Origin of the sequence: Bacillus cereus group sp. Bc010, assembly GCF_027716745.1 — a bacterium.
GTDB classification, from domain to species: domain Bacteria; phylum Bacillota; class Bacilli; order Bacillales; family Bacillaceae_G; genus Bacillus_A; species Bacillus_A pacificus.
In genome coordinates, this window is sequence record NZ_JAQFUY010000022.1 from 52,370 (window position 1) to 73,020 (window position 20,651).

The following is a 20,651-nucleotide window of genomic DNA, read 5'->3' on the forward strand; positions in this document are numbered from 1 at the left end:
AAACAATGAAGAAAGAGGCGTGTACATATGAGACGATTAGGTATTTCTATTTATCCAGAACATTCAACAGTAGAGAAAGATAAGGAATATTTAACATTAGCAAGTAAATACGGATTTACACGTGTATTCACATGCTTATTGTCTGTAGATGGAGAAAAAGAGAAAATTATAGAAGAGTTTAAAGAAACGATCTCTCATGCAAATGCATTAGGGTTCCAAGTATTAGTTGATATTAGTCCAGCTGTTTTTGAACAACTAGGTATTTCATATAATGATTTATCATTCTTCCATGAACTAGGTGCGTACGGTATTCGTTTAGATGTTGGTTTCTCAGGATTAGAAGAATCAATTATGACTTACAATCCGTATGGCTTAAAAATTGAGATTAATATGAGTAACGGTACGAAGTATGTAGATAATATTATGAGCCATAGACCAAATCGTGAAAATTTAATTGGTTGCCATAATTTTTATCCGCATCGTTATTCTGGATTATCATACGATCATTTCATTACATGCTCGAAACAATTTAAAGATTACGGTATGAGAACGGCTGCTTTTATTTCATCATTTGATGCAACATATGGACCTTGGCCCGTAACAGAAGGATTATGTACGTTAGAACAGCATCGTGAACTACCAATGACAACACAGGCGAAGCATTTATTTGCGACAGAATTAATTGATGATGTTATTATTGCGAACGCTTATGCATCAGAAGAAGAATTACAAGCACTAGGTGCATTAAATAAAGAGAAACAAACATTTGATATAGAGTTATATGATACAACGACAGAATTAGAAAGAATTATCGTATTAGACGAACCTCATTTTTATCGCGGGGATGTATCTGAATATATGATTCGTTCGACACAAAGCCGTGTGAAATATAAAAAAGAAGAGTTTAAACCTCATAATACACGTGAAATTAAGCGCGGCGATCTTTTAATTGATAATGAGCAATATGGCCAATATAAAGGTGAATTGCAAATTGCATTAAAAGATATGGTGAATACAGGAAAAACAAATGTAGTTGGTCGAATTGTAGAAGAAGAGATTTTCTTACTAGACTATTTACAAGCATGGGATAAATTCGGATTTACATTAAAGAAATAGATAAATTAAAAAAGGAAAAAACTACTGACCTCAGCAGCTTTTTCCTTTTTATATATAAATTGCGAGAGGAAGAGCTATGACAAAGGTGCATCAGCGATTAGTTTCTATTTTAGAGGAGTTTTTAGAAGAGAAATCGATGTTAAATCGAGCTTTTTTAGCGAGCCGTTTACATGTATCAACGAAGACGATTCAAAAAGATATAAAATTATTAAATGATATATTGGAAGAAAACGGAGCGAAAATTGAATCGCAAAGAGGGACTGGATACGAACTAGAAATTATACAAGCGAAGAAGTTTGAAGAGTTTTGCGTGAGTCTATTTCAAAAACAGACAGAAAAAATCCCGACTTCTTATGAAGAAAGGATAGCTTACATTCTGCAACGTATTTTAACGACAGATGGGTATGTGAAGCTTTCACAGCTAGCAGAGGAGATTTATGTAAGTAAATCGACTGTAAATTTAATTATGAAAGATGTGACAGATATATGTGGTCGCTATCAATTACAAATTGAAAAGAGACCATATTATGGTATACGTATTGTCGGAGAGGAGTTTCATATTCGTTCTTGTTTATCACAATATGGTTTACCGCGTTATGACCATACTCCGTTTCATGAGCAATTTGAGCAGAATGATACATATTTATCGTTACCTCATATACCGCTTATCCGTTCGATTATATTAAAGTATATCGAAGGAGGAGCGATATATTTATCAGATATAGAAATTGATAATTTAGTCATTCATATTGCAATTGCATTAAAGCGTTGTGAAGATCAACATTATATGAAAGGACTACATACAGAGCAAGCTGAACTTATAATAAAGAAAGAATATACAATTGCGAAAGAGATTTTAGGGGATTTAGAGAAAGAGTTGCATCTTTCATTTCCCGAAGAAGAAGTTTTATATGTGACGATGCATTTATTAAGTACTGCTGTTACAGCGAAAAATCGTTATGAAAATGTGGAAGAACTATTAGGAAAAGATCTATATGCATTCATGCAACATATTCTTTTTAAAGTAGCGGAAGAACGGAATCTTATTTTTTATTATGATGAAGAATTATTATTCGGGTTTGGTGTTCATTTAAAAACGTTATTAAACCGTTTGAAGTATAAGTTAAATACGAGAAATCCTCTTTTGGCAGAAGTGAAAAAGAATTATCCGTATGCTTTTGAAATTGCGGTTCTTGTTGGAGATATAATTGGTGAATATACGGGAGAATCGATTCCGGAAAGTGAAATTGGTTATATTGCGATTCACTTCGGCGGAGCGATGAGTCGTTTACAGGAACAGAATCAAAAGAAAAGATGTTTATTAGTTTGTGCGACTGGTCAAGGAAGTGCTCAACTATTGAAATATAAAATTCTATCACAGTTCCGAGATAAATTAGAGATTGTAGGGATTACAGGCTATTATCAATTGAAAGTAGAAGATCTCTACAAAGAAAAGATAGATTGTATTATTAGTACGATTCATATACCAAGTGGTTTACCTGTGCCTGTTATAAAAGTAAACTCAATATTTGATGATAAAGAGATTAAGTCAATTGGTCAGCAGTTATTTGCGCATGTGAATACTAGTGTGCAGCAATATATGAAGGAAGATTTAATCTTTTTAAATCACAGTGCTTCTACAAAGGAAGAGGTTATCCAATTTTTATGTGAGAAAGCTGCTGAGAAAAACTATGTACCAGAAAGCTTTTATGACTCTGTTATGGAAAGAGAGAATACATCCCCTACAGCAGTTGGGAATTTAGTTGCGATTCCACATCCGATGCAGTTATTAAGTGAGAAAACATTTTTGATGTTTTGTACACTTGATAAAGCGGTTGACTGGGGAGATAAGAAAGTACAAGTTATTATTTTATTTAGTGTAAAGCGCAATAATAATGAAGATTTACAAAAGCTTTATGATTTTTTATATGATATTATGTCTAATCAAAATACGATAGAGAAATTAGCTCAGGCTGAAGTGGTTGAAGATTTTCAAGAGATATTATTATCGTTATAAGAGAAGTATATAAAAACTTCCGTTACACAACGGAAGTTTTTTATGTTTAATTGTATGCGTTTTCATAATAAGATAACAATATAGAAAAAAGATGGCTTGGGGGAATTTAAAATGACTGATATGCAAACTCCATTTGCGTTAATTTTACATGGTGGCAACGCGAGAAGCGCGTCACTTGAAGCAATTGCTTTTGCAAGACAAGGAGATTTTGAGAATGCGAGTGAAAAGATGACACTTGCTAGGGAAGAAATTTCAGCAGCTCATCGTATTCAAACAGACTTAATTCAAGAAGAAGCAAGAGGAAATCATGCAGAAATCAGTTTACTGTTAGTGCATGCACAAGATCATTTAATGAATGCAATTACAGTGAAAGAACTTGCTGAAGAATTTATCACTCTTCATAAACGAGTAGAAGAGAAAGTGACAGTATAAGATGTACATTTTATTATGTTGTGCAGCAGGCATGTCAACGAGTATGGTTGTAAGAAAAATGCAAGAAGAGGCAATGAAACAAGGGAAGAATTATAAAATTAAAGCAGTTGATTCAGAACTTGTGAAACTGGAAATAAAAAATGCTGATGTTGTTTTAATTGGTCCGCAAGTGAAATATTTATTTCCAGCGGTACAGTTTCTTGCAAACTCATACAATATACCAGTTGCGATTATAGACCAACGAGATTATGGCATGTGTGATGGTTTGAAAGTACTGAAACAAGCAGAACAATTAGTTTTAGCATAATTATATTTTTTTAAATATAAACATTATAATGTTATAACTTTATTTCATCCTTTCATAGAAAAGAGAAAGAGGAGGGGTTTTGATGAATGGTTTTATGAGTTTTATGGAACAAAAGATTATGCCAACAACACAAAAGATTGCCGGACAGCGACATTTATTAGCAATTCGAAACGGAGTTATTTCTACATTGCCGTTAACGATTGTCGGATCATTTTTCGTTATCTTTTTAAACTTACCAATTGATGCATATATGGAGTGGATTGCACCGTTTCGCCATATTTTAGATATTCCATTCCGATTTACAGTAGGACTAATGGCGTTATACGCAGCATTTGGGGTAGGGGCTTCACTCGCGAACTTTTATCAGCTCAATCAGTTAAGTGCAGGGTTATTATCTGTACTCGCCTTTTTACTAGCATCAGTTGAACCAATTCAAATTACGAAAGCCGTACCAGGTGTTATTGATGCAGGTAGATACATTTCAGTAGGAACATTAAGTGCAACATCTTTATTCGGCGCAATTGTTACAGCTTTAATTGCAGTAGAAATTTATCACTTTATGATTAAGCATAATATCTCGATTAAATTACCAGATAGTGTACCACCAGCAGTTTCAAATTCGTTTGCAGCATTAATTCCAACGTTAGCAGTTATTCTTTTATTCTGGGGCATTCGTTACGGTTTGAAATTTGATGTAAATACAACAATCACATATTTAATCGCGCCACTAAAATCAGTATTAGTAGGAAATAATTTATTCGGCGGTTTATTAACAGTATTCTTAATCGTATTCTTCTGGTCATTCGGTATACATGGGCCTGCGATTTTAGGACCGATCATTCGTCCAATGTGGGATTCAGCAATTCTTGAAAATATGGAAGTATTCACAGCTACAGGAAATGCACATCAATTACCAAACTTATTTACAGAGCAATTTATTCAATGGTTCGTATGGATCGGTGGATCAGGATCAACGTTAGCTTTAGTTATTATGTTTATGTTCTCTAAATCTAAGTTCTTAAAAGAGTTAGGTAGATTATCATTCGTGCCAGGCTTATTCAATATTAATGAACCAATTATTTTCGGGGCACCAATTGTAATGAACCCAATCTTAATTATTCCGTTCGTAATTACACCGTTAGTGACAACGACAGTATCATATTTCGCAGTTGTTTCAGGTATGATTCCGATGATGATGGCGAAATTGCCATTTACGATGTTAGCGCCAATTGCAGCGGTTATTAGTACGGACTGGACAATTATGGCTGGTGTACTTGTACTTGTTAACTTTGTTATCTCATTCGTTATTTACTATCCGTTCTTCAAAATGTATGAGAAACAACAATTAGCAGGAGAGGAGAAAGAAAAATGCTCGGAGCAATTATCATCTTAATTACATTTGTAGCGGGGCAGTGTATTGCACATTATTCAAAATGGGTACAAAGTAAATCTTTATTAGTTTTACTACTAGTATCAATTGTATTTATCGGTAGTTCAATGGGTGCCTATGTAATGCTAAGCTTACAATCACCGTACGTAATTATTGTACCAACGATTTTATGTGCAACATGTTTATCTGCAAAATATAGATTTACGAGCATGGCATTAATACAACGTGTGAAGGAGATGCAAAAGCATGGAGCGTAAATTAGGAATTTCACTTTATCCAGAGCATTCAACGAAGGAAAAAGATATGGCATACATTTCGGCAGCGGCACGCCACGGTTTTTCAAGAATATTCACATGCCTATTGTCTGTGAATCGTCCGAAAGAAGAAATTGTAGCTGAATTTAAAGAAATTATTCATCATGCAAAAGATAATAATATGGAAGTTATTTTAGATGTAGCTCCGGCTGTCTTTGATCAGCTCGGTATTAGTTATAGTGATCTATCATTTTTCGCAGAGTTAGGTGCAGACGGTATTCGATTAGATTTAGGGTTTGACGGATTAACTGAAGCGAAAATGACGAATAACCCGTATGGCTTAAAAATTGAGCTAAACGTAAGTAACGATATTGCGTACTTAGAAAATATTCTTTCGCATCAGGCAAATAAGTCAGCTTTAATTGGTTGTCATAACTTTTATCCGCAAAAATTTACTGGACTTCCATACGAATATTTCATTCGCTGTAGTGAACGCTTTAAAAAACATGGTATTCGCACGGCAGCGTTTATTACGTCACATGCAGCTAACATCGGTCCATGGGATATTAACGACGGATTATGTACATTAGAAGAGCATCGTAACTTACCGATTGAAGTACAAGCGAAACATTTATGGGCGACAGGGCTTATTGATGACGTTATTATCGGAAATGCTTATGCAAGTGAAGAAGAGTTAGAGAAACTAGGAAACTTAAATCGTTACATGTTACAGTTAAAGGTACACTTTGTAGACGAGGCGACTGAAGTAGAGAAGAGAGCCACGCTACAAGAATTACATGTAAGACGCAGCGATATAACAGAATATATGGTACGTTCTACAGAAGTACGTAAGAAATACAAAGACTATGACTTCCCGGTGCGCGAAAGTGTACGACAGGAAAGAGGGCAAGTTGTAATTGGAAACAATTCATTTGGTAAGTATAAAGGTGAACTACAAATCATTCTAAAAGAAATGCCGATAGATGAACGGAAAAATATTGTAGGTACAATTGCAGAAGAAGAGTTATTCTTACTAGATTATGTAGGAGCTTGGACGCAGTTTACTTGTGTGGAATAGGGGAGAGAAGGAGAGGATGCTGTGGCATCCTCTTTTTTCTGTTGAAATGGTAGTCTATCGTATATAGAATCGGACGGGAGTGAAGGAGAAAGAATGTAAGAATCATAAAAAAAGAGTCAGCCTCATTGAGACCGACTCTTTTTTATACGAACTAGTTTAATACTTTAACTGTAACTGTTTTACGTCCCCAGTTACTTGATGTACCTTTATCAGGCATTAAAACATCAATTTTATTTCCTTTAATAGCCCCACCAGTATCACCAGCGATTGCTACTCCGTAACCTTCAACCCATACTTTTGAACCTAATGGAATGACACTTGGATCAACCGCGACTAGTTTCATGTTTGGATTAGCTGTTAAGTTGTGACCTAAAGCTGATTTTACTTGGTCGCCTGCTTTATAACCATTTTCAAGTGGATCTGCTGTATAAGCTGTTGCTACAACACGTAGTTCACGAGAAGATGATGGTGCACTTGTTTCAGTTTCTTTTGCGACAGGTTGTTGTGTAGCTGGTTTTTGAGCTTTAGCCGCTTCACGAGCTTTAGCTGCCTCTTGAGCTTCAGCTTCTTCTTGAGCTTTAGCTGCTTCACGAGCTTTAGCTGCCTCTTGAGCTTTAGCTGCTTCACGAGCTTTAGCTGCCTCTTGAGCTTTAGCTGCTGCTTGAGCTTCAGCTTCTGCCTGAGCTTTAGCTGCTTCACGAGCTTTAGCTGCTTCCTGAGCTTTAACTGCTGCTTGAGCTTCAGCTTCTTCTTGAGCTTTAGCTTCAGCCTGAGCTTTAGCTGCCTTTTGAGCCTTAGCTGCTTCACGAGCTTTAGCCGCTGCTTGAGCTTCAGCTGCTTCGCGAGCTTTAGTTGCTTCCTCCGCTTTAGCTTTTGCTTGAGTTTCAGCTACTTCACGAGCTTTAGTTGTTGCCACGGCTTTAGCTGTATCTTGAACTGTAGTTGTTTTTTCAGCTTTAACTACTGGTTGAACTTTAACTGGAGCTTTACCTGTTAAGTAAGGAACGTGAACATAAGCTGTTTTTCCGTTATATTCAAATTGGATCCAACCATTTTCAACTTGGTGTGTTGTTTCGATTACATCATCTTGTTTCAATTTACCAAGAATCTCTGAGTCTGTGTTTGCACCAGCACGTACGTTTAATACGTTAGCTGTTACGTAGTAAGTGTCTTTTGTGTAGTCAGCGCTAATGAAAGCTTCTTTACCGCTATTCAATTTCACTTTTGACCATCCGTTTTCTGTATGTAAAACGTTAACTTTATATCCATCTAATAATTTTCCTACAACTTTTGATTCAGTAGTTGGGTTTTCTCGTACATTTAGTACATCAGTCGTTACGATTGTTTCTGCTTTAGCAGATGTTGTGAAAATCCCAAGACCAAAAACCGCTGCTGTTGCTATACCCATAAATTTTTTCATAATAGCCTCCATTGCATTTGTTTTCGTTGACCTCATTATAGCAACCATTATTTTCTTATTTGCGAAAAACATAGAATTACAAAGCTTTCGTAACGGCTCATTAATATTCTGTAATAATTCCAGTAATATCCTAAAAGCGCTTTCTTATAGTTTTCAGGGGAGGTTTGAGCATGTGATACATAAAATAAAGAGTATTTCAATTTCTAATAGATTAATAATGTTTCCTAGGTGTTACATAATTGTTTCGTAGATATTACAAAAAATGCGTATTTTGATGTTGGAGCAGGTAACTAGTTATGTAAAAATAACTATTTCAGTTGTGGAGAAATAGAAATAAGATGAAATTTAATAAAAAATCGCTATAATTGTTACAAAATAAGTCGAGGTATGGAAAAAATTACGCCTTGATTTTGGTCTAGCACATAGTATTTTTGCAATAATAGGATTCTATCATAGCTTTAGTAGGTTAAAATAATGAAAAGTGTTGATAACGTGAAATATATATAATAGAAGAAATACGATTTAATAGATAAAGTGAAACTTTAATCAGTGGGGGGCTTCCACTGATTATTAGTTGAACCAATCGGACTTTAATGGGCAGCCCGACCCCCACCTAACTTCTTTGCTTTCACTGAATTTTGAGGTGGGGGTCTTACTGCCCATTAAAGCGGGATAAATAAAAAACGTAGGAGTGTAAACTCCTACGTTTTTGTTTATTCATATCGTAAACATTCAATTGGATCCAGTTTGGCAGCTTTGTTAGCTGGCAGTAAACCGAATATAATACCGATTAACATGGAGATACCTACTGCAAGAAGTCCAAGTTCTTTTGAGACAACGAGTGGCCATCCAGCAAAGATGGAGACGATCCAAGCGAAGAAGATGCCGAGCATGAATCCGATAAAACCACCGAGTCCTGTTAAAATACAAGATTCAATTAAGAATTGTGTTAATACTTTACCACGCGTTGCACCAAGAGCTTTACGAATACCAATCTCACGTGTACGCTCTGTTACAGATACAAGCATAATGTTCATTACACCGATACCACCAACAAGTAAGGAGATAGCGGCAATACCACCGAATACCATTTTCATCATACCGATTGACTCATCTAATTGCTTCGTAAATTCACCTAAGTCTTGTGCTTCGAATTTGTGCTCAAATTTAGGAGCTTTCATTTCGTTTAAAACAGAAACGGCTTGTTTTTCTACATTTTTACGTTCTGTCGGAGAGGTCATTGTTAATCTTACAGAGTCATACTCAGTTACTCCTGAAATGACAGGAGCGTTTTCAAGTGATGTATAACCTTCAGGCATAGCCATTCCAAATTCGTTTTTTGTTTCGTATACACCGACTATTTTATACGGCTTTCCTTTTATATCTGTGTATAAATTTGATTCCCAACCATTAAACAATTTATTGAAAGCTTCTTCATTTAATATAACAGCAGGGATTGCTTGGTTTAATTCGCTGTCGTTTAATTCACGACCGTGAACTAATTTTATTTTTGAATCTGTCATAAAGGCGCCTGTTCCACCTTTTAAATCAAGATTTACATCTTTTGAACCGGCAGATGCTTTCACTTTCATACTTACATCTGGATACACATCTTTAACTCCTGACACAGTTTGCAGACGGTTTAGCATATCAGGTGTGATTTTTGCACTATCTGTTCCGTAATCGGGATTTTTGTAGTAAATGGTTACTTCATTATCTTTTCCTTGGCCTAATTCTTCTTTAAACTTTGCATTTGTACCATCACCCATTGAAATGATAGTAATAATGGCACTAATACCGATAATAATTCCTAGCATCGTTAAGATAGAACGCATTTTATGGGCAAAGATAGAGGAAAGGGCCATGCGTATATTTTCACTCGTGTTCAAAATTAACCTCTCCAATCTTGGACGATATTTCCGTCACGAATTACAATTTGACGTGCTGCAGCTTCCCCGATTTCACGATTGTGGGTAATCATAATGATTGTTGAGCCTTGTTTGTTTAATTCGTAAAAGAGATCCATAATTTGTGTACTCGTTTTCGTATCAAGTGCGCCTGTCGGTTCATCGGCTAAAATGAACTTTGGATTATTTACGATTGCACGTGCAACAGCGACACGCTGCTTTTGTCCACCTGATAATTCGTTCGGTAAGTGAGTAGCGCGATCAGCTAAACCGACTTTTGTTAAAGCAGCTAATGAGCGCTCGCGTCTTTCTTTTTTATCGACTCCAGCGTAAATAAGAGGTAGTTCTACATTTTGAAGCGCTGTAAGTCTCGGTAATAACATGAAGTTTTGGAATACGAATCCGATCTCTTTATTACGAACGCGTGCAAGTTCTGTTTCAGACATGTTTGAAATATTTTGACCGGCTAGTTCGTACGTACCTGTCGTCGGTTTATCTAAACAACCGATAATGTTCATTAATGTTGATTTACCAGAACCAGATGGTCCCATAATAGAGGTGAATTCTCCTTGGTTCAGTGTTACGTCAATACCGTGTAATATTTGAACGGATTCTGCACCGTTTTGGAAGGATTTCGTGATGCCTTTTAAGTTAATCACTGGGCGACAACCTCCATACCATCTTTTAAGTCTTTTTCCGGTTTAGAGATAATTTCCTCTCCTTTTTTCACTCCAGAAACTTTTGCTTCACTATCAGTTTCGAATTCAACAGTAACTGCTTGTTCTTTCGCTTTACCGTCTTTTACGACGAAGACAACATTTTTGTCACCTTTTTTCACGATGCTGCTTTTTGGAACAATTGTGCCAGTTGCTTCGCCAGATTTACTTGTTACGTAAACGTGGAAGCCGTTTTGTAATTCTTCACTATTATCTAATGTGACAGTGAATTGATAGTTAGAAACTGTTTTGTTTTCATCCATACTCTTTAATGGTGTAGAACCAATTTCTGTTACTTTTCCTGTCCAAGTCTTACCAGCGACCGTTTTTGATGAAACAGTTACTTCTTGCCCAACTTTCATACTAGCAAGCTCATATTCAGAAAGTTGACCTTTTACTTTAAATGGGCCAGCGTGACGAAGTGTAATGCCGCTCATACCTGTTTTTTCATCAGCGATTTTTACGATATCATCAATTACGCCATCGGCAGGGCTCGTTACTGAAAGTGTGTTTACTTTCTCTTTTGCTGCTTTAATCATCTCATCAGCTTTTTCCACTTCAAATTTCTTCATTTCAAGTTGTGATTCTAATTGCTGTACTTCAATTTCTGATGCTTTTAATGCTTCAGCAGGAAGGCCTGCATTTTTATCTTTTTGCAATTTTTGTTTCGCAGCATCAATTTGCTTTTGGAACAATGTTACTTCTTTTTGTGCGATTTTCTTTTGCATTTCTGCTTCTGTTACACCTTGTTTCGCAGTAGGGTCATTATATTTAAAAAGGAGTTGCCCTTTTTTCACTTCATCACCTTTTTTTACAGCTAATTCATACGTACCTTTTGTTGGATCAAATGAAATTGTTTCAATTCCGTTTGGAATGACTTCACCGCCAAATTTTTGCGCGTTTTCAATCTGTTTTTCTGTTACTTTATATCCGCTATATGCCATTGCTACTTCTGAACCGCCACCAGCAAATGCAAAGTATGATCCAGCTGCAATTCCGATTGCTACTACACTAGTAATTAACACTTTATTTTTCTTCTTCATCTATTTATCACCTTTTCGTTCGTTTTAGTATCTACATTAAGTATAGAAGAGGTAAAGAATCTGACAAATCGTTTTAGCTTACAATAACCTTACAGTTTTGTAAGGTATGAATATGTAAATGTAAGGTAGAGCTTGTCCCAGTGTAAGCAAATGAATTGACGCGTGTTTTTTTTCTTACAATAATATTGTATGAAGGAGAGGAGGAAGGAAGATGGAAGCTTATTTTAGTGCGCATCCATTAAAACCGTTTATTCCCTACTCAAGGCAACATGCCATTATATTATTTATTCTGTTGGTGGGAATCGTTTTTTTATATCAATACCAAGATGTATTACGTCAAAATGAGTGGAATATAACGGTTCGATATGCGATTGCATTTCTATTTATAGGGAGTGAAATTGGACTTCATATGTGGGAGTGGAAAGCAGGGATTTTTGAGCTAGCCACTTCATTACCGTTTGAGTTATGTACGATTAGTTTGTTGTTAGCGTCAATTATGATCATAACGAAAAGTTACCGTATATATGAGATTGTATTTTTTACAGGAATTATTGGTGCATCACAAGCCATTTTAACGCCAAACTTGCAGTATGCTTTTCCGCATTTTCGGTTCATTGAATATTTTATCGCGCATATATTGCTCATTTGGGCGCCACTCTTTATGACTTGGGTGGAAGGATATCGTCCGACAGTACAATCTATTAAACGCACAATGATATTTTTAAACATATTGATTCCGATTGTTTCGTTTGTAAATTACAAAACAGGTGGTAATTATATGTTTTTAGCTCATAAGCCAGAAACAGCTTCATTACTTGATATGTTAGGACCACATCCTTACTATATTATTTCATTAGAACTCGCAGCGCTTATTGGGTGTTTTATTTTATATATGCCATTTGCGAAAAGAGAAAAACAGTTACACAAAGAATCGTTAGGGTCATAACCTAGCGATTTTTTATATATTAAATATTTACAATTCAGAAAATTAAGAATAAAATTAAGGGGTAAATTATAGAGAGAGAAGGGCGAAAATGGTCAAAAAAGTATTTTTGAATGGGATGGAAGTGACGTTTCAATTTCTTATTTCAATTTTGGGTATTATTTGTTTAGGAACATTGCCGAAACTATTTTATGGATTTGAGCTGCATGCATCACAGTACATACAGAGTTTACAAGAAGTGTTTGTGAATTTAATGGACATCTCCAATTTTAAATATGTGGGAGATAAATTTTTATTTCCGCAGCTGTTCGTCCATTATAAAGAAACGATTATTATTTTTTTAGCTGCTTTTTTTATTTCATTATTTGTAGCATTTTGTATTGTTTATGTCATTATGAGTAGTTCACCGCGTATACAACATCGAATTAAATCATTTCTTATCTTCCTAGAATCCATTCCAGATATCCTTCTTATTTTAGTATCACAAATTTTAGTTGTATGGTTTTTTAAACAAACAGGTTTTTTACCTTTTCAAATTGCTTCAATTGGAGGCGAGTCGATTAGGGGGTTGCCAATATTGTGTTTGAGCATCCCGACTACGATTATGTTTGTAAAAATGATCGTGCTTCGTTTTGAAAATGAACTAGAAAAAGATTATGTACTATTTGCTAAGGCGAAAGGGCTGGGGCGCTTTCATATTTTAAATCGTCATATTTTACGAAATGTGTTGCTTAGTACATTATTCTTTGCGAAAACGAATATCTTTTTTATGTTATCTAATTTATATATTATAGAATGGATTTTTAATACGGGTGGTATTTTTATGTTTTTGAAATCGTATTTCGGTATTAGAGTTGAGGTTTTCATTGTTAGTGTGCTTCTTATATATATTCTGATTTTTATTTTATTTAAATTGTTTCATTATCTCATTCCGGCTGCGATGAAGGAGAGATTATAATATGTGGACGTATATAAAACGTGATAAAAGATTTTGGATAAGCATTGGGTTTCTTCTCCTATTAGTTCTTTTGAGCATCGGAAATACGATATGGAATGATGGACATATTAGACAAGTTACATTGCAATATGATGCGGATGAAAATCCGCAAGTACCACCGTTTTCACCTTCATTACAATTTTTACTCGGGACAGACCGGAAAGGGTACGACCTGTTACATTTAGTCATTGAAGGCGCAAAGTGGACGATTGGTATATCTATTTTAATTGCGGCACTTCGAATGGTAATAGGTGTGTTTTTCGGTGTCGTCCTCGGAACGTACATAAAAAGAGGTTTTTCAAAAATTGAGGCTTTTTTTGATAGTTTTACAGTTATTCCGACAGTTATGATTGCGTATTTTTTTCTTCAATTTGCAAGTACATTTGGAAGTGGGGAGGAAACAACAACCTTTTTTGAAAGGGCTTCGTTTCAAGTTGTCTTACTTGTAATGCTTGTAATGCCAGTTATTGCACTGTATGTTGCGAAGGAAGTTCGTAAGTTACGAACGGAAGAATTTGTTGATGCTGCGCGCATATTAGGTGGATCGAGAAGACATATTGTTATAAAGCATCTTTTCCCGCATCTTTATATGACGTTTATACTTGTATTTTTTCAGCAGTTTACGCAGACTCTTACTATTTTACTGCACTTAGGGTTACTAGAAATATTCTTTGGCGGAACGGTTAAGTTTTTTGGACCGATAGAAGAAATAGAATCTTACACACATGAATGGTCAGGGCTAATTGGAGTCTATTTTAGATCATTAACAGTGAATCCGTGGATTCCTCTCGTTCCGATTACATTTTTTGGACTTACTATTTTTTCAGGAAATATGATTGTAAAAAGTATCGAAGAGGCGATGATGAAAGTAAGGTTAGGAGGAGAGCTAAAGAAGGATGTTGCAGAAGAGGAACAATCTGCTGTGCAGTCAAAAGAAGAGTTATTTACTTTTAAACATACGATGTGAAGAGCCTAGGAAACTAGGTTCTTTTATTTTGTTATATTACAATATCGTAAGAGAGATGTAATGAAAATCGATAGGGGAGAAATACAATTTCGTATACACTTCATGTATAGAGAAATGCGAGAGCGGGTGAAGGTATATGATGGATTTTTTAGAAGTATCAAAACGTAGTATAAAACGAAATATGAAAGATTATTTTCTATACTTTATTTCATTAGTAGGCAGCATTATTATTTATTTTACATTCGTATCGATTAAACGAAATGAAAGTGTAGTAGCTCTTTTAAAAGAGTCGGATAAAGTGGAAACGACATTTACGTTTGCACAAATATTGTTGATTATCTTTTTAACGATATTTATTTTTTATTGTAATAGTTTCTTTTTGCGAAAGAAGAAAAAAGAAATTGCGCTATATAGTTTATTAGGTATCCGTAAAGAAGAAATTGCGAAGTTACTTTTTTATGAAACGTTATTAGTTGGTGCTGTGGCAAGTGTGTTAGGTATTCTTGCTGGTTTATTTATAGCGAATATGTGCGCAGGGCTTCTTGTGAAGTTAATGGGAAGTGCGTTTACTTTTACATTTACGATTTCATTTTTATCTATGGTAGAAGTTCTTATAACGATAGGCGCAATTTTCTTTATTGCATCATGGAAAAGTAAAAAGTTAATTTATGAGCATCGTTTAGTTGAATTACTATATGGTGAAAATCAGAAAGAAGAGGCACCTACGTATTCAAGTAAGAAGGCAAAGCGAGCAATTGTTTTATTAATTACAGGTTATATTATTGCGCTACTCACACAAATCTTTGGATTTGGAGCCATTTTTATTACAGGTCTACTGATTTTTGTTTGTATTGTAAAAGGTACGTTTTTACTATTTGAGCAATATACAGTGAAATCACTCCATAAAATAAAGGGAGATAAAACGAAATATTGGAATGGAACGAACATTTTATCCATTTCTTCACTGTTCTTTAGAATAAAAGGAAACGTAAAGATGCTGGCGTTATTATCTTTATTAAGTGCGGTAACATTATGTACCATTGGAATTAGTTCTAGTATGTATTATGGAGCACAGAAGACAGCGACATTAATGAATCCAGTTAGTTATGAGTATGTAACAACTGGGAAAGAATTAGATAAGAAGGTTAGAGAAGAAATTCAAAAACATGAATTAGCAATTAAAAATGAAACGTCTGTAGCTATGTTCTCGATGCGAGGGAAGATAAATGGAGAACAAATATTAACTGGGTACTTAATAGGTAATGGCAATGTGCAAATGATAAAAGTGACAGATTATAATAAAGTAGCTTCTATGTTAGGTAAGAAACAAGTTATTCTCGGTTCTGAAAAGGAAGTTATTTTATTAGATCCGTATAAGTCGTATAACATCGAAAAGAATTCACTTGAAGGAAATCATGTATACTTTGAAGGGATGAAGGATGATATTACAATCGTTGATCATCGAGAGGAAACGGTTGTGAGTGCGAAACTTGCACCAATTGGACTTGTTGTTCAAGATTCGCTATTTAATAAGTTGCAGCAGGGACATGCTGTTTCTACAGTTAGCGGATTTATCGTTGAAGGAAATGGTAATGCAGAGGTAACGAAAAATCTAGCGAATATCTTTTCCAAAGAAGCGAAATTCCAATCCTTTGAAGAGGCGAGCCAATCTGAATTGCAAGATGGGGCAGTATTATTGTTTGCTAGTGTATTTTTAGGGATTGTCTTTATTCTTGCAACAGGTTGTATTTTATACTTTAAACAAATAACAGAAGCGATGGCAGAGCGACCAGCGTATGGGATGTTAAAGAAAATTGGACTAACGAAAAAGGAAGCAACAGAGTCTGTAAGAAAGCAAGTAGGTGCAATATTTTTAGTACCATTACTTCTTGCGATTTGTCATACATTCTTTGCATTTTTAAGTTTGATGGGATTTACAGGTATGTTTGAATATAGCATTCCTTTATTAGGTAGTATAGGGGTGTATATGATCATTTACTTTGGTTACTATACGTTAACGGTCCGTTCATACACAAATACAGTATGTAGCGATAGAAAATAAAAAGAAGCAAGCATGTTATTTCATGCTTGCTTCTTTTCTTTATTTTGTAGAAACTTCACCTTCAGCTTCTGATTGGGGAATATAGTAACCGATTATACCACCGATGATTGCTGGAATAATCCAGCCAATTCCTAAGTTATAAAAAGGAATGGTGTGTACGATATTCGCAATAAAACTTGGTATCATTTCCACATTATCAAGTGCGTGAATACAGCTAATAATGAATGCTGCGATCATTGCTCCGATGTAGACAGAAGGTTTACGTTTCGTATATTTATCAATAAATGATACGAAAATTAAAATGATTGTAATTGGATATAAAATAATTAATACAGGTAATGTAATTTTGATTAATAAACTTAAACCTAAGTTTGAAATCACGAAGCTAAAGATACAAACGTATAGTACAAGCTTTTTGTAAGAAACATTTGTTAGTACTGTTGCGAAATAGTTTGCAAATGCACTTACAACACCGATTGCTGTCGTTAAACAAGCGAAGATAATGGCGATACTTAATAAAACATTACCGCTTGTCCCAAAGAAGTGATACATAACAGTAGCTAATAGTTGACCACCGTTTTCGAATTGCCCTAAGTTTCCGTTTGAAGCTCCGATATAACCGAGTAAGAAGTAAACAATTGTTAAGAATAGAGCAGCGATGCTTCCGCAAATGATTGTATATTTTGCGATAGATTTCTTCTCTTGTATACCGTTTTGACGAATTGCATTTACAACGATTGTTGATAGTACGAGAGCACCGATTGCATCTAACGTTAAAAATCCTTCAAGAAATCCTTTGAAAAATGGAATTTCTTTATAGTCACCAACAGGTTCTGCAAACGTTCCTGGTGAAAGAATTGCTTTTGTTGCCATAATTGCAATAATTCCAAGTAAAATGGGCGTTAATATTTTTCCGATATGATCTACTAATTTTGATGGATTTAATGATAAGAAGTAGACGACTGTAAAGAAAATCGCACTAAAAACTAACATAGAGTACCATTGGTCTGGGAAAAGTGGTGCAATCCCAATTTCGTAAGATACAGATCCAGTTCGTGGAATAACAAATAGTGGGCCGATTGAAAGATAAATAATGATAGCGAATATTGCTGCGAATTTTGGATGAACACGGCTTGCTAACGTGTTAAAACTACCACCGGCAAGGGCAACAGCAACGATAGCTAGTAAAGATAAACCGACGTCTGTAATAATAAATCCTGTAATGGAGATCCACATGTTCTCTCCAGAAGAAAGTCCAAGGAGTGGCGGGAAAATCATATTACCAGCACCGAAGAAAACTGCGAATAGTAATAAACTAATCGAAAGTATTTGCGCTGGTTTTAAAGTTGTACGCATATAAAGAAAATCCTCCTACTGAGTGTTTTTGTCGAAAATTCAAACAATTTGTCGAGTAACTGTTATTATTTTAAAGGTCTGATGACTAGAAAGCAATAGGGAATTTTGAAAAAATTAAAAAATAATGCATTAAATCGAATAAATATACTATTTATATGTTTAATAGGAAGGATTTAACTTATAACGTAAAAAAACACATATCCTTAGGATACGTGTTTTAAAAAAATATTTTTTTATCACGTTCTTCTTTTAAAATTTCAACCGCTTCTCTGAAACGTTGTGAATGGACGATTTCTCGTTCACGTAAGAAGCGTAGGCTGTCATTTATATCTGGATCATCTGATAAGTTAATAAGCCATTGATATGTTGCGCGTGCTTTTTCTTCAGCCGCAATATCCTCGTATAGGTCGGCAATTGGATCACCTTTAGCTTGTATATAGGTTGCAGTAAATGGAACACCAGCAGCGTTATGGTAGTGGAGTGCACTATCATGATCAGCGTAATGAGGGTCAAGACCAGCAGCTTTCATTTGTTCAGGAGTCGCATCTTTCGTCAGCTTATAAACCATTGTAGCAATCATTTCAAGGTGAGCAAATTCTTCTGTACCAATATCGGTAAGGAGACCAATGACTTTATCAGGAATTGTATAACGTTGATTTAAGTAACGGAGTGCAGCAGCTAATTCTCCATCTGCACCGCCATATTGCTCAATTAATAATTTTGCAAGTGCTGGATTGCAAGTTCCTACTTTAACAGGGTATTGTAATTTTTTTTCATAAATCCACATAGTTTCTCTCCTTTATATTTGCCATGGCCAAGGACCTTTGCTCCATTCCCAAGGGGCATTAGAATAGCTGTTTCCAAACTGTTGGAGTGGCCCGTATTTTTCTTCCATCTTTTGTTTTAATACTCTTCGTTTATAGGAAAAGTCATTAAATTGATTAATAGCAGCAGTGTCATCTGGATGTGTATCTAAATAAAGAGTGAGTTCGACTAGTACAAAGTCTAGTTCTTGAAGCTCCAGTAACAGCTGATAATATTCTTCTGGTAGCGATTGAGTCACGTCAGTAGTCACCGCCCTTTTTTATAAGGATTTTCATAATAGTCATAAAAAACAGGCCATAAAGTTCCTTTTTGGAGTGCTTCTTTTGGCGTGAATTGCGGTAAGTTTGGCGGTTGAAAGCCTAAAAATAAATTAGGAGGAGTAGAATAATATTTTTTTCCGATAGGAGGACAAGGATCGAGAGGACTATGATAGGGCACAAATGATCTCATATATTTATTCACGAATAAACCTCCTTACATGTTCATTACTACGTATTGTATTCAGACATAATAGGCATTTATGACACATATAAAAAAGTAATAGGTACGGGGGGAATGAATGTGGAGACTGTGAAACAATTCATTGTATTGGAAGTGAAAAATTTAAAGGAAACGTTGTATTTTTACGAAGGGATTTTAGGAATTAAACCTAGTTTAGAAAGACCGCAATTAGATGTAACGGGGGTTTGGTATGATGCTGGTTCAACGAGAATTAGTTTTGTTATGAATCGCATGTTAGGTGGGCGGGAAAAAAGTATTACAGATTCATGTGAGGCTTTAACATTTACGATTTCTAACATAGAGAAATTGAAAAAGAAGCTAGCGTTTTATGAAATTTTATATACAGAAAATGAATGTGCGAGGAGTATTGTAGTACAAGACCCAGATGGATATAAACTTCAAGTAGTAGAGAAGGGTGAATAAAAGGAGGGGATTTAGTGGAGAGAAATTATGAAGAAAGTGCGTTATTTGAGCATCAATTTTGGCTAAAGGTACTTACTGATCATGCGCAATTTTTACTTGATGCGTTAGCTCCAAAGGAAAAAGAGGATATAAAAAAAGCTACTTATTTTGTTGAGCTATTTACGAATTTGTTAAATAAAGTTCGGAATGTAAATCTGGTGGAATTCTCAAAAGAAGCAGAACAAGCAGCTAAGGAAATACGAATGTTTAAATTAAATATTATACAGAAACAGTTGGAAGGAAAAATTACAATTCATTTTACGCCAACTTTTATTAATCATATGGTAAACGAAGTGGAAGAGTATATAACGGTTTTAGAGTTTTTGAAGAAGGGGGAAGTTCCACCTGTTTTTCATGAACTGCACTATCATCTCGTTTGGTTAACGGATGCGGCTGGTCATGCGGGTTCTATTTCTGGTGGGCTAGATCTTGTTGAAAAAAGATTAAAAGAGAAAAGCGAAGAATTTACGAAGCATTTTGAACAATTTTACTTAAAGGCGGTTGAGATGACTGGATATTTACGAACGGAGCTTCATCATTTTCCAGCATTAAAGAAGTTTACAAAAGATGTTTCACTTGAATTGAAATTATTTTCACATTTTTTACATGAAGTGGAAGAACTCGAGTTATCGAATGAAGTATTAAGTGTATTATCAGCGAGAATGGCAGATCATATGGCAAGGGAAGAATGTTATTACTTATTAAAATTGGCTCAATCGTCTGGACTTGAAATGCCAAAATGTAATCCGCTTTAAAGAAAAAGAGGTCAATTTTATTTGGCCTCTGGTATTATCCCCTTTAGGTAGACAGTAAAAAAAGAGTCCATCTGGTATGATGGACTCAATACTGTTTTATCTG

The 20,651-nt window shown here is 35.1% G+C and carries 21 protein-coding genes; 13 read left to right on the forward strand and 8 right to left on the reverse strand.

The genetic code is table 11. The annotated features are described in order from the left end of the window. Positions 1-27: 27 nt before the first annotated feature. From PDQ68_RS20565 to PDQ68_RS20595, 7 genes are all read left to right on the forward strand, one after another. The gene (locus PDQ68_RS20565) at positions 28-1,116 is read left to right on the forward strand and encodes a DUF871 domain-containing protein (protein WP_001253342.1); all 1,089 of its coding nucleotides are present in this window, start codon (positions 28-30) and stop codon (positions 1,114-1,116) included. Between the two features lie 76 nt (positions 1,117-1,192). After that, entirely contained in the window at positions 1,193-3,133 is a 1,941-nt protein-coding gene (locus PDQ68_RS20570) for a BglG family transcription antiterminator (RefSeq protein ID WP_016716535.1), read from the forward strand. Positions 3,134-3,244: 111 nt separating this feature from the next. Beyond that, positions 3,245-3,565, forward strand: coding sequence for a PTS lactose/cellobiose transporter subunit IIA (locus PDQ68_RS20575; RefSeq protein ID WP_000131337.1), 321 nt, complete (start codon positions 3,245-3,247; stop codon positions 3,563-3,565). A gap of 1 nt (position 3,566) precedes the next feature. Further along, positions 3,567-3,872 (forward strand): PTS sugar transporter subunit IIB, encoded by a 306-nt coding sequence (locus PDQ68_RS20580; protein ID WP_016716536.1) that lies wholly within the window; start codon positions 3,567-3,569, stop codon positions 3,870-3,872. 82 nt (positions 3,873-3,954) lie between these two features. Further along, a complete protein-coding gene (locus PDQ68_RS20585) occupies positions 3,955-5,265 on the forward strand; it encodes a PTS sugar transporter subunit IIC (RefSeq protein WP_001013055.1) in 1,311 nt (436 codons plus the stop codon). Further along, positions 5,241-5,519, forward strand: a complete 279-nt coding sequence (locus PDQ68_RS20590; RefSeq protein ID WP_000900037.1) for a hypothetical protein — start codon at positions 5,241-5,243, stop codon at positions 5,517-5,519. The genes PDQ68_RS20585 and PDQ68_RS20590 overlap by 25 nt, the downstream gene beginning before the upstream one ends. Continuing rightward, positions 5,509-6,594 carry a DUF871 domain-containing protein gene (locus tag PDQ68_RS20595; RefSeq protein ID WP_061183487.1) on the forward strand — a complete coding sequence of 362 codons (1,086 nt, stop codon included), beginning with the start codon at positions 5,509-5,511 and terminating at the stop codon, positions 6,592-6,594. The genes PDQ68_RS20590 and PDQ68_RS20595 overlap by 11 nt, the downstream gene beginning before the upstream one ends. Positions 6,595-6,745: 151 nt before the next feature. Here the strand turns inward: PDQ68_RS20595 and entC are convergent, their stop codons facing one another. The 4 genes from entC to PDQ68_RS20615 form a co-directional block, all read right to left on the reverse strand. Then, entirely contained in the window at positions 6,746-8,137 is a 1,392-nt protein-coding gene (gene entC / locus PDQ68_RS20600; protein WP_270786933.1) for a cell wall-binding protein EntC, read from the reverse strand. Between the two features lie 590 nt (positions 8,138-8,727). Beyond that, on the reverse strand, positions 8,728-9,879 hold the full coding sequence (locus PDQ68_RS20605; RefSeq protein ID WP_404841256.1) for an ABC transporter permease: 1,152 nt from the start codon (positions 9,877-9,879) through the stop codon (positions 8,728-8,730). 26 nt (positions 9,880-9,905) lie between these two features. Beyond that, on the reverse strand, positions 9,906-10,580 hold the full coding sequence (locus PDQ68_RS20610) for an ABC transporter ATP-binding protein (RefSeq protein WP_270786930.1): 675 nt from the start codon (positions 10,578-10,580) through the stop codon (positions 9,906-9,908). Further along, positions 10,577-11,680, reverse strand: coding sequence for an efflux RND transporter periplasmic adaptor subunit (locus PDQ68_RS20615; RefSeq protein WP_000728817.1), 1,104 nt, complete (start codon positions 11,678-11,680; stop codon positions 10,577-10,579). The genes PDQ68_RS20610 and PDQ68_RS20615 overlap by 4 nt, the downstream gene beginning before the upstream one ends. A gap of 211 nt (positions 11,681-11,891) precedes the next feature. Between PDQ68_RS20615 and PDQ68_RS20620 the strand changes: the two genes are divergently transcribed. From PDQ68_RS20620 to PDQ68_RS20635, 4 genes are all read left to right on the forward strand, one after another. Then, on the forward strand, positions 11,892-12,626 hold the full coding sequence (locus PDQ68_RS20620; protein ID WP_061131360.1) for a YwaF family protein: 735 nt from the start codon (positions 11,892-11,894) through the stop codon (positions 12,624-12,626). A gap of 88 nt (positions 12,627-12,714) precedes the next feature. Continuing rightward, complete coding sequence (locus tag PDQ68_RS20625) at positions 12,715-13,581, forward strand: ABC transporter permease subunit (RefSeq protein WP_061183484.1); 867 nt, start codon at positions 12,715-12,717, stop codon at positions 13,579-13,581. Position 13,582: 1 nt separating this feature from the next. Further along, the gene (locus tag PDQ68_RS20630) at positions 13,583-14,587 is read left to right on the forward strand and encodes an ABC transporter permease (RefSeq protein ID WP_061183483.1); all 1,005 of its coding nucleotides are present in this window, start codon (positions 13,583-13,585) and stop codon (positions 14,585-14,587) included. A gap of 139 nt (positions 14,588-14,726) precedes the next feature. After that, positions 14,727-16,649: an FtsX-like permease family protein gene (locus PDQ68_RS20635; RefSeq protein ID WP_029141063.1), complete on the forward strand. Its 1,923-nt coding sequence runs from the start codon at positions 14,727-14,729 to the stop codon at positions 16,647-16,649. Between the two features lie 39 nt (positions 16,650-16,688). On the opposite strand, the gene brnQ2 is transcribed toward PDQ68_RS20635, so the two are convergent. The 4 genes from brnQ2 to PDQ68_RS20655 all read right to left on the reverse strand — a co-directional run bounded on the left by brnQ2 (position 16,689) and on the right by PDQ68_RS20655 (position 19,292). Further along, entirely contained in the window at positions 16,689-18,005 is a 1,317-nt protein-coding gene (gene brnQ2 / locus PDQ68_RS20640; RefSeq protein ID WP_001260903.1) for a branched-chain amino acid transport system II carrier protein BrnQ2, read from the reverse strand. A 217-nt stretch (positions 18,006-18,222) separates the two neighbouring features. Beyond that, positions 18,223-18,792: a spore coat protein CotJC gene (cotJC, locus tag PDQ68_RS20645; RefSeq protein WP_000265273.1), complete on the reverse strand. Its 570-nt coding sequence runs from the start codon at positions 18,790-18,792 to the stop codon at positions 18,223-18,225. A gap of 12 nt (positions 18,793-18,804) precedes the next feature. After that, the gene (locus PDQ68_RS20650) at positions 18,805-19,068 is read right to left on the reverse strand and encodes a spore coat protein CotJB (RefSeq protein ID WP_000194492.1); all 264 of its coding nucleotides are present in this window, start codon (positions 19,066-19,068) and stop codon (positions 18,805-18,807) included. A gap of 8 nt (positions 19,069-19,076) precedes the next feature. Continuing rightward, positions 19,077-19,292 (reverse strand): spore coat associated protein CotJA, encoded by a 216-nt coding sequence (locus tag PDQ68_RS20655; RefSeq protein WP_001046257.1) that lies wholly within the window; start codon positions 19,290-19,292, stop codon positions 19,077-19,079. Positions 19,293-19,325: 33 nt separating this feature from the next. Here PDQ68_RS20655 and PDQ68_RS20660 point away from each other — a divergent pair, with 33 nt between their 5' ends. Then, positions 19,326-19,754 (forward strand): VOC family protein, encoded by a 429-nt coding sequence (locus PDQ68_RS20660; RefSeq protein ID WP_270786932.1) that lies wholly within the window; start codon positions 19,326-19,328, stop codon positions 19,752-19,754. 14 nt (positions 19,755-19,768) lie between these two features. Continuing rightward, entirely contained in the window at positions 19,769-20,548 is a 780-nt protein-coding gene (locus tag PDQ68_RS20665) for a DUF2935 domain-containing protein (protein WP_061183481.1), read from the forward strand. Positions 20,549-20,651: the final 103 nt, after the last annotated feature.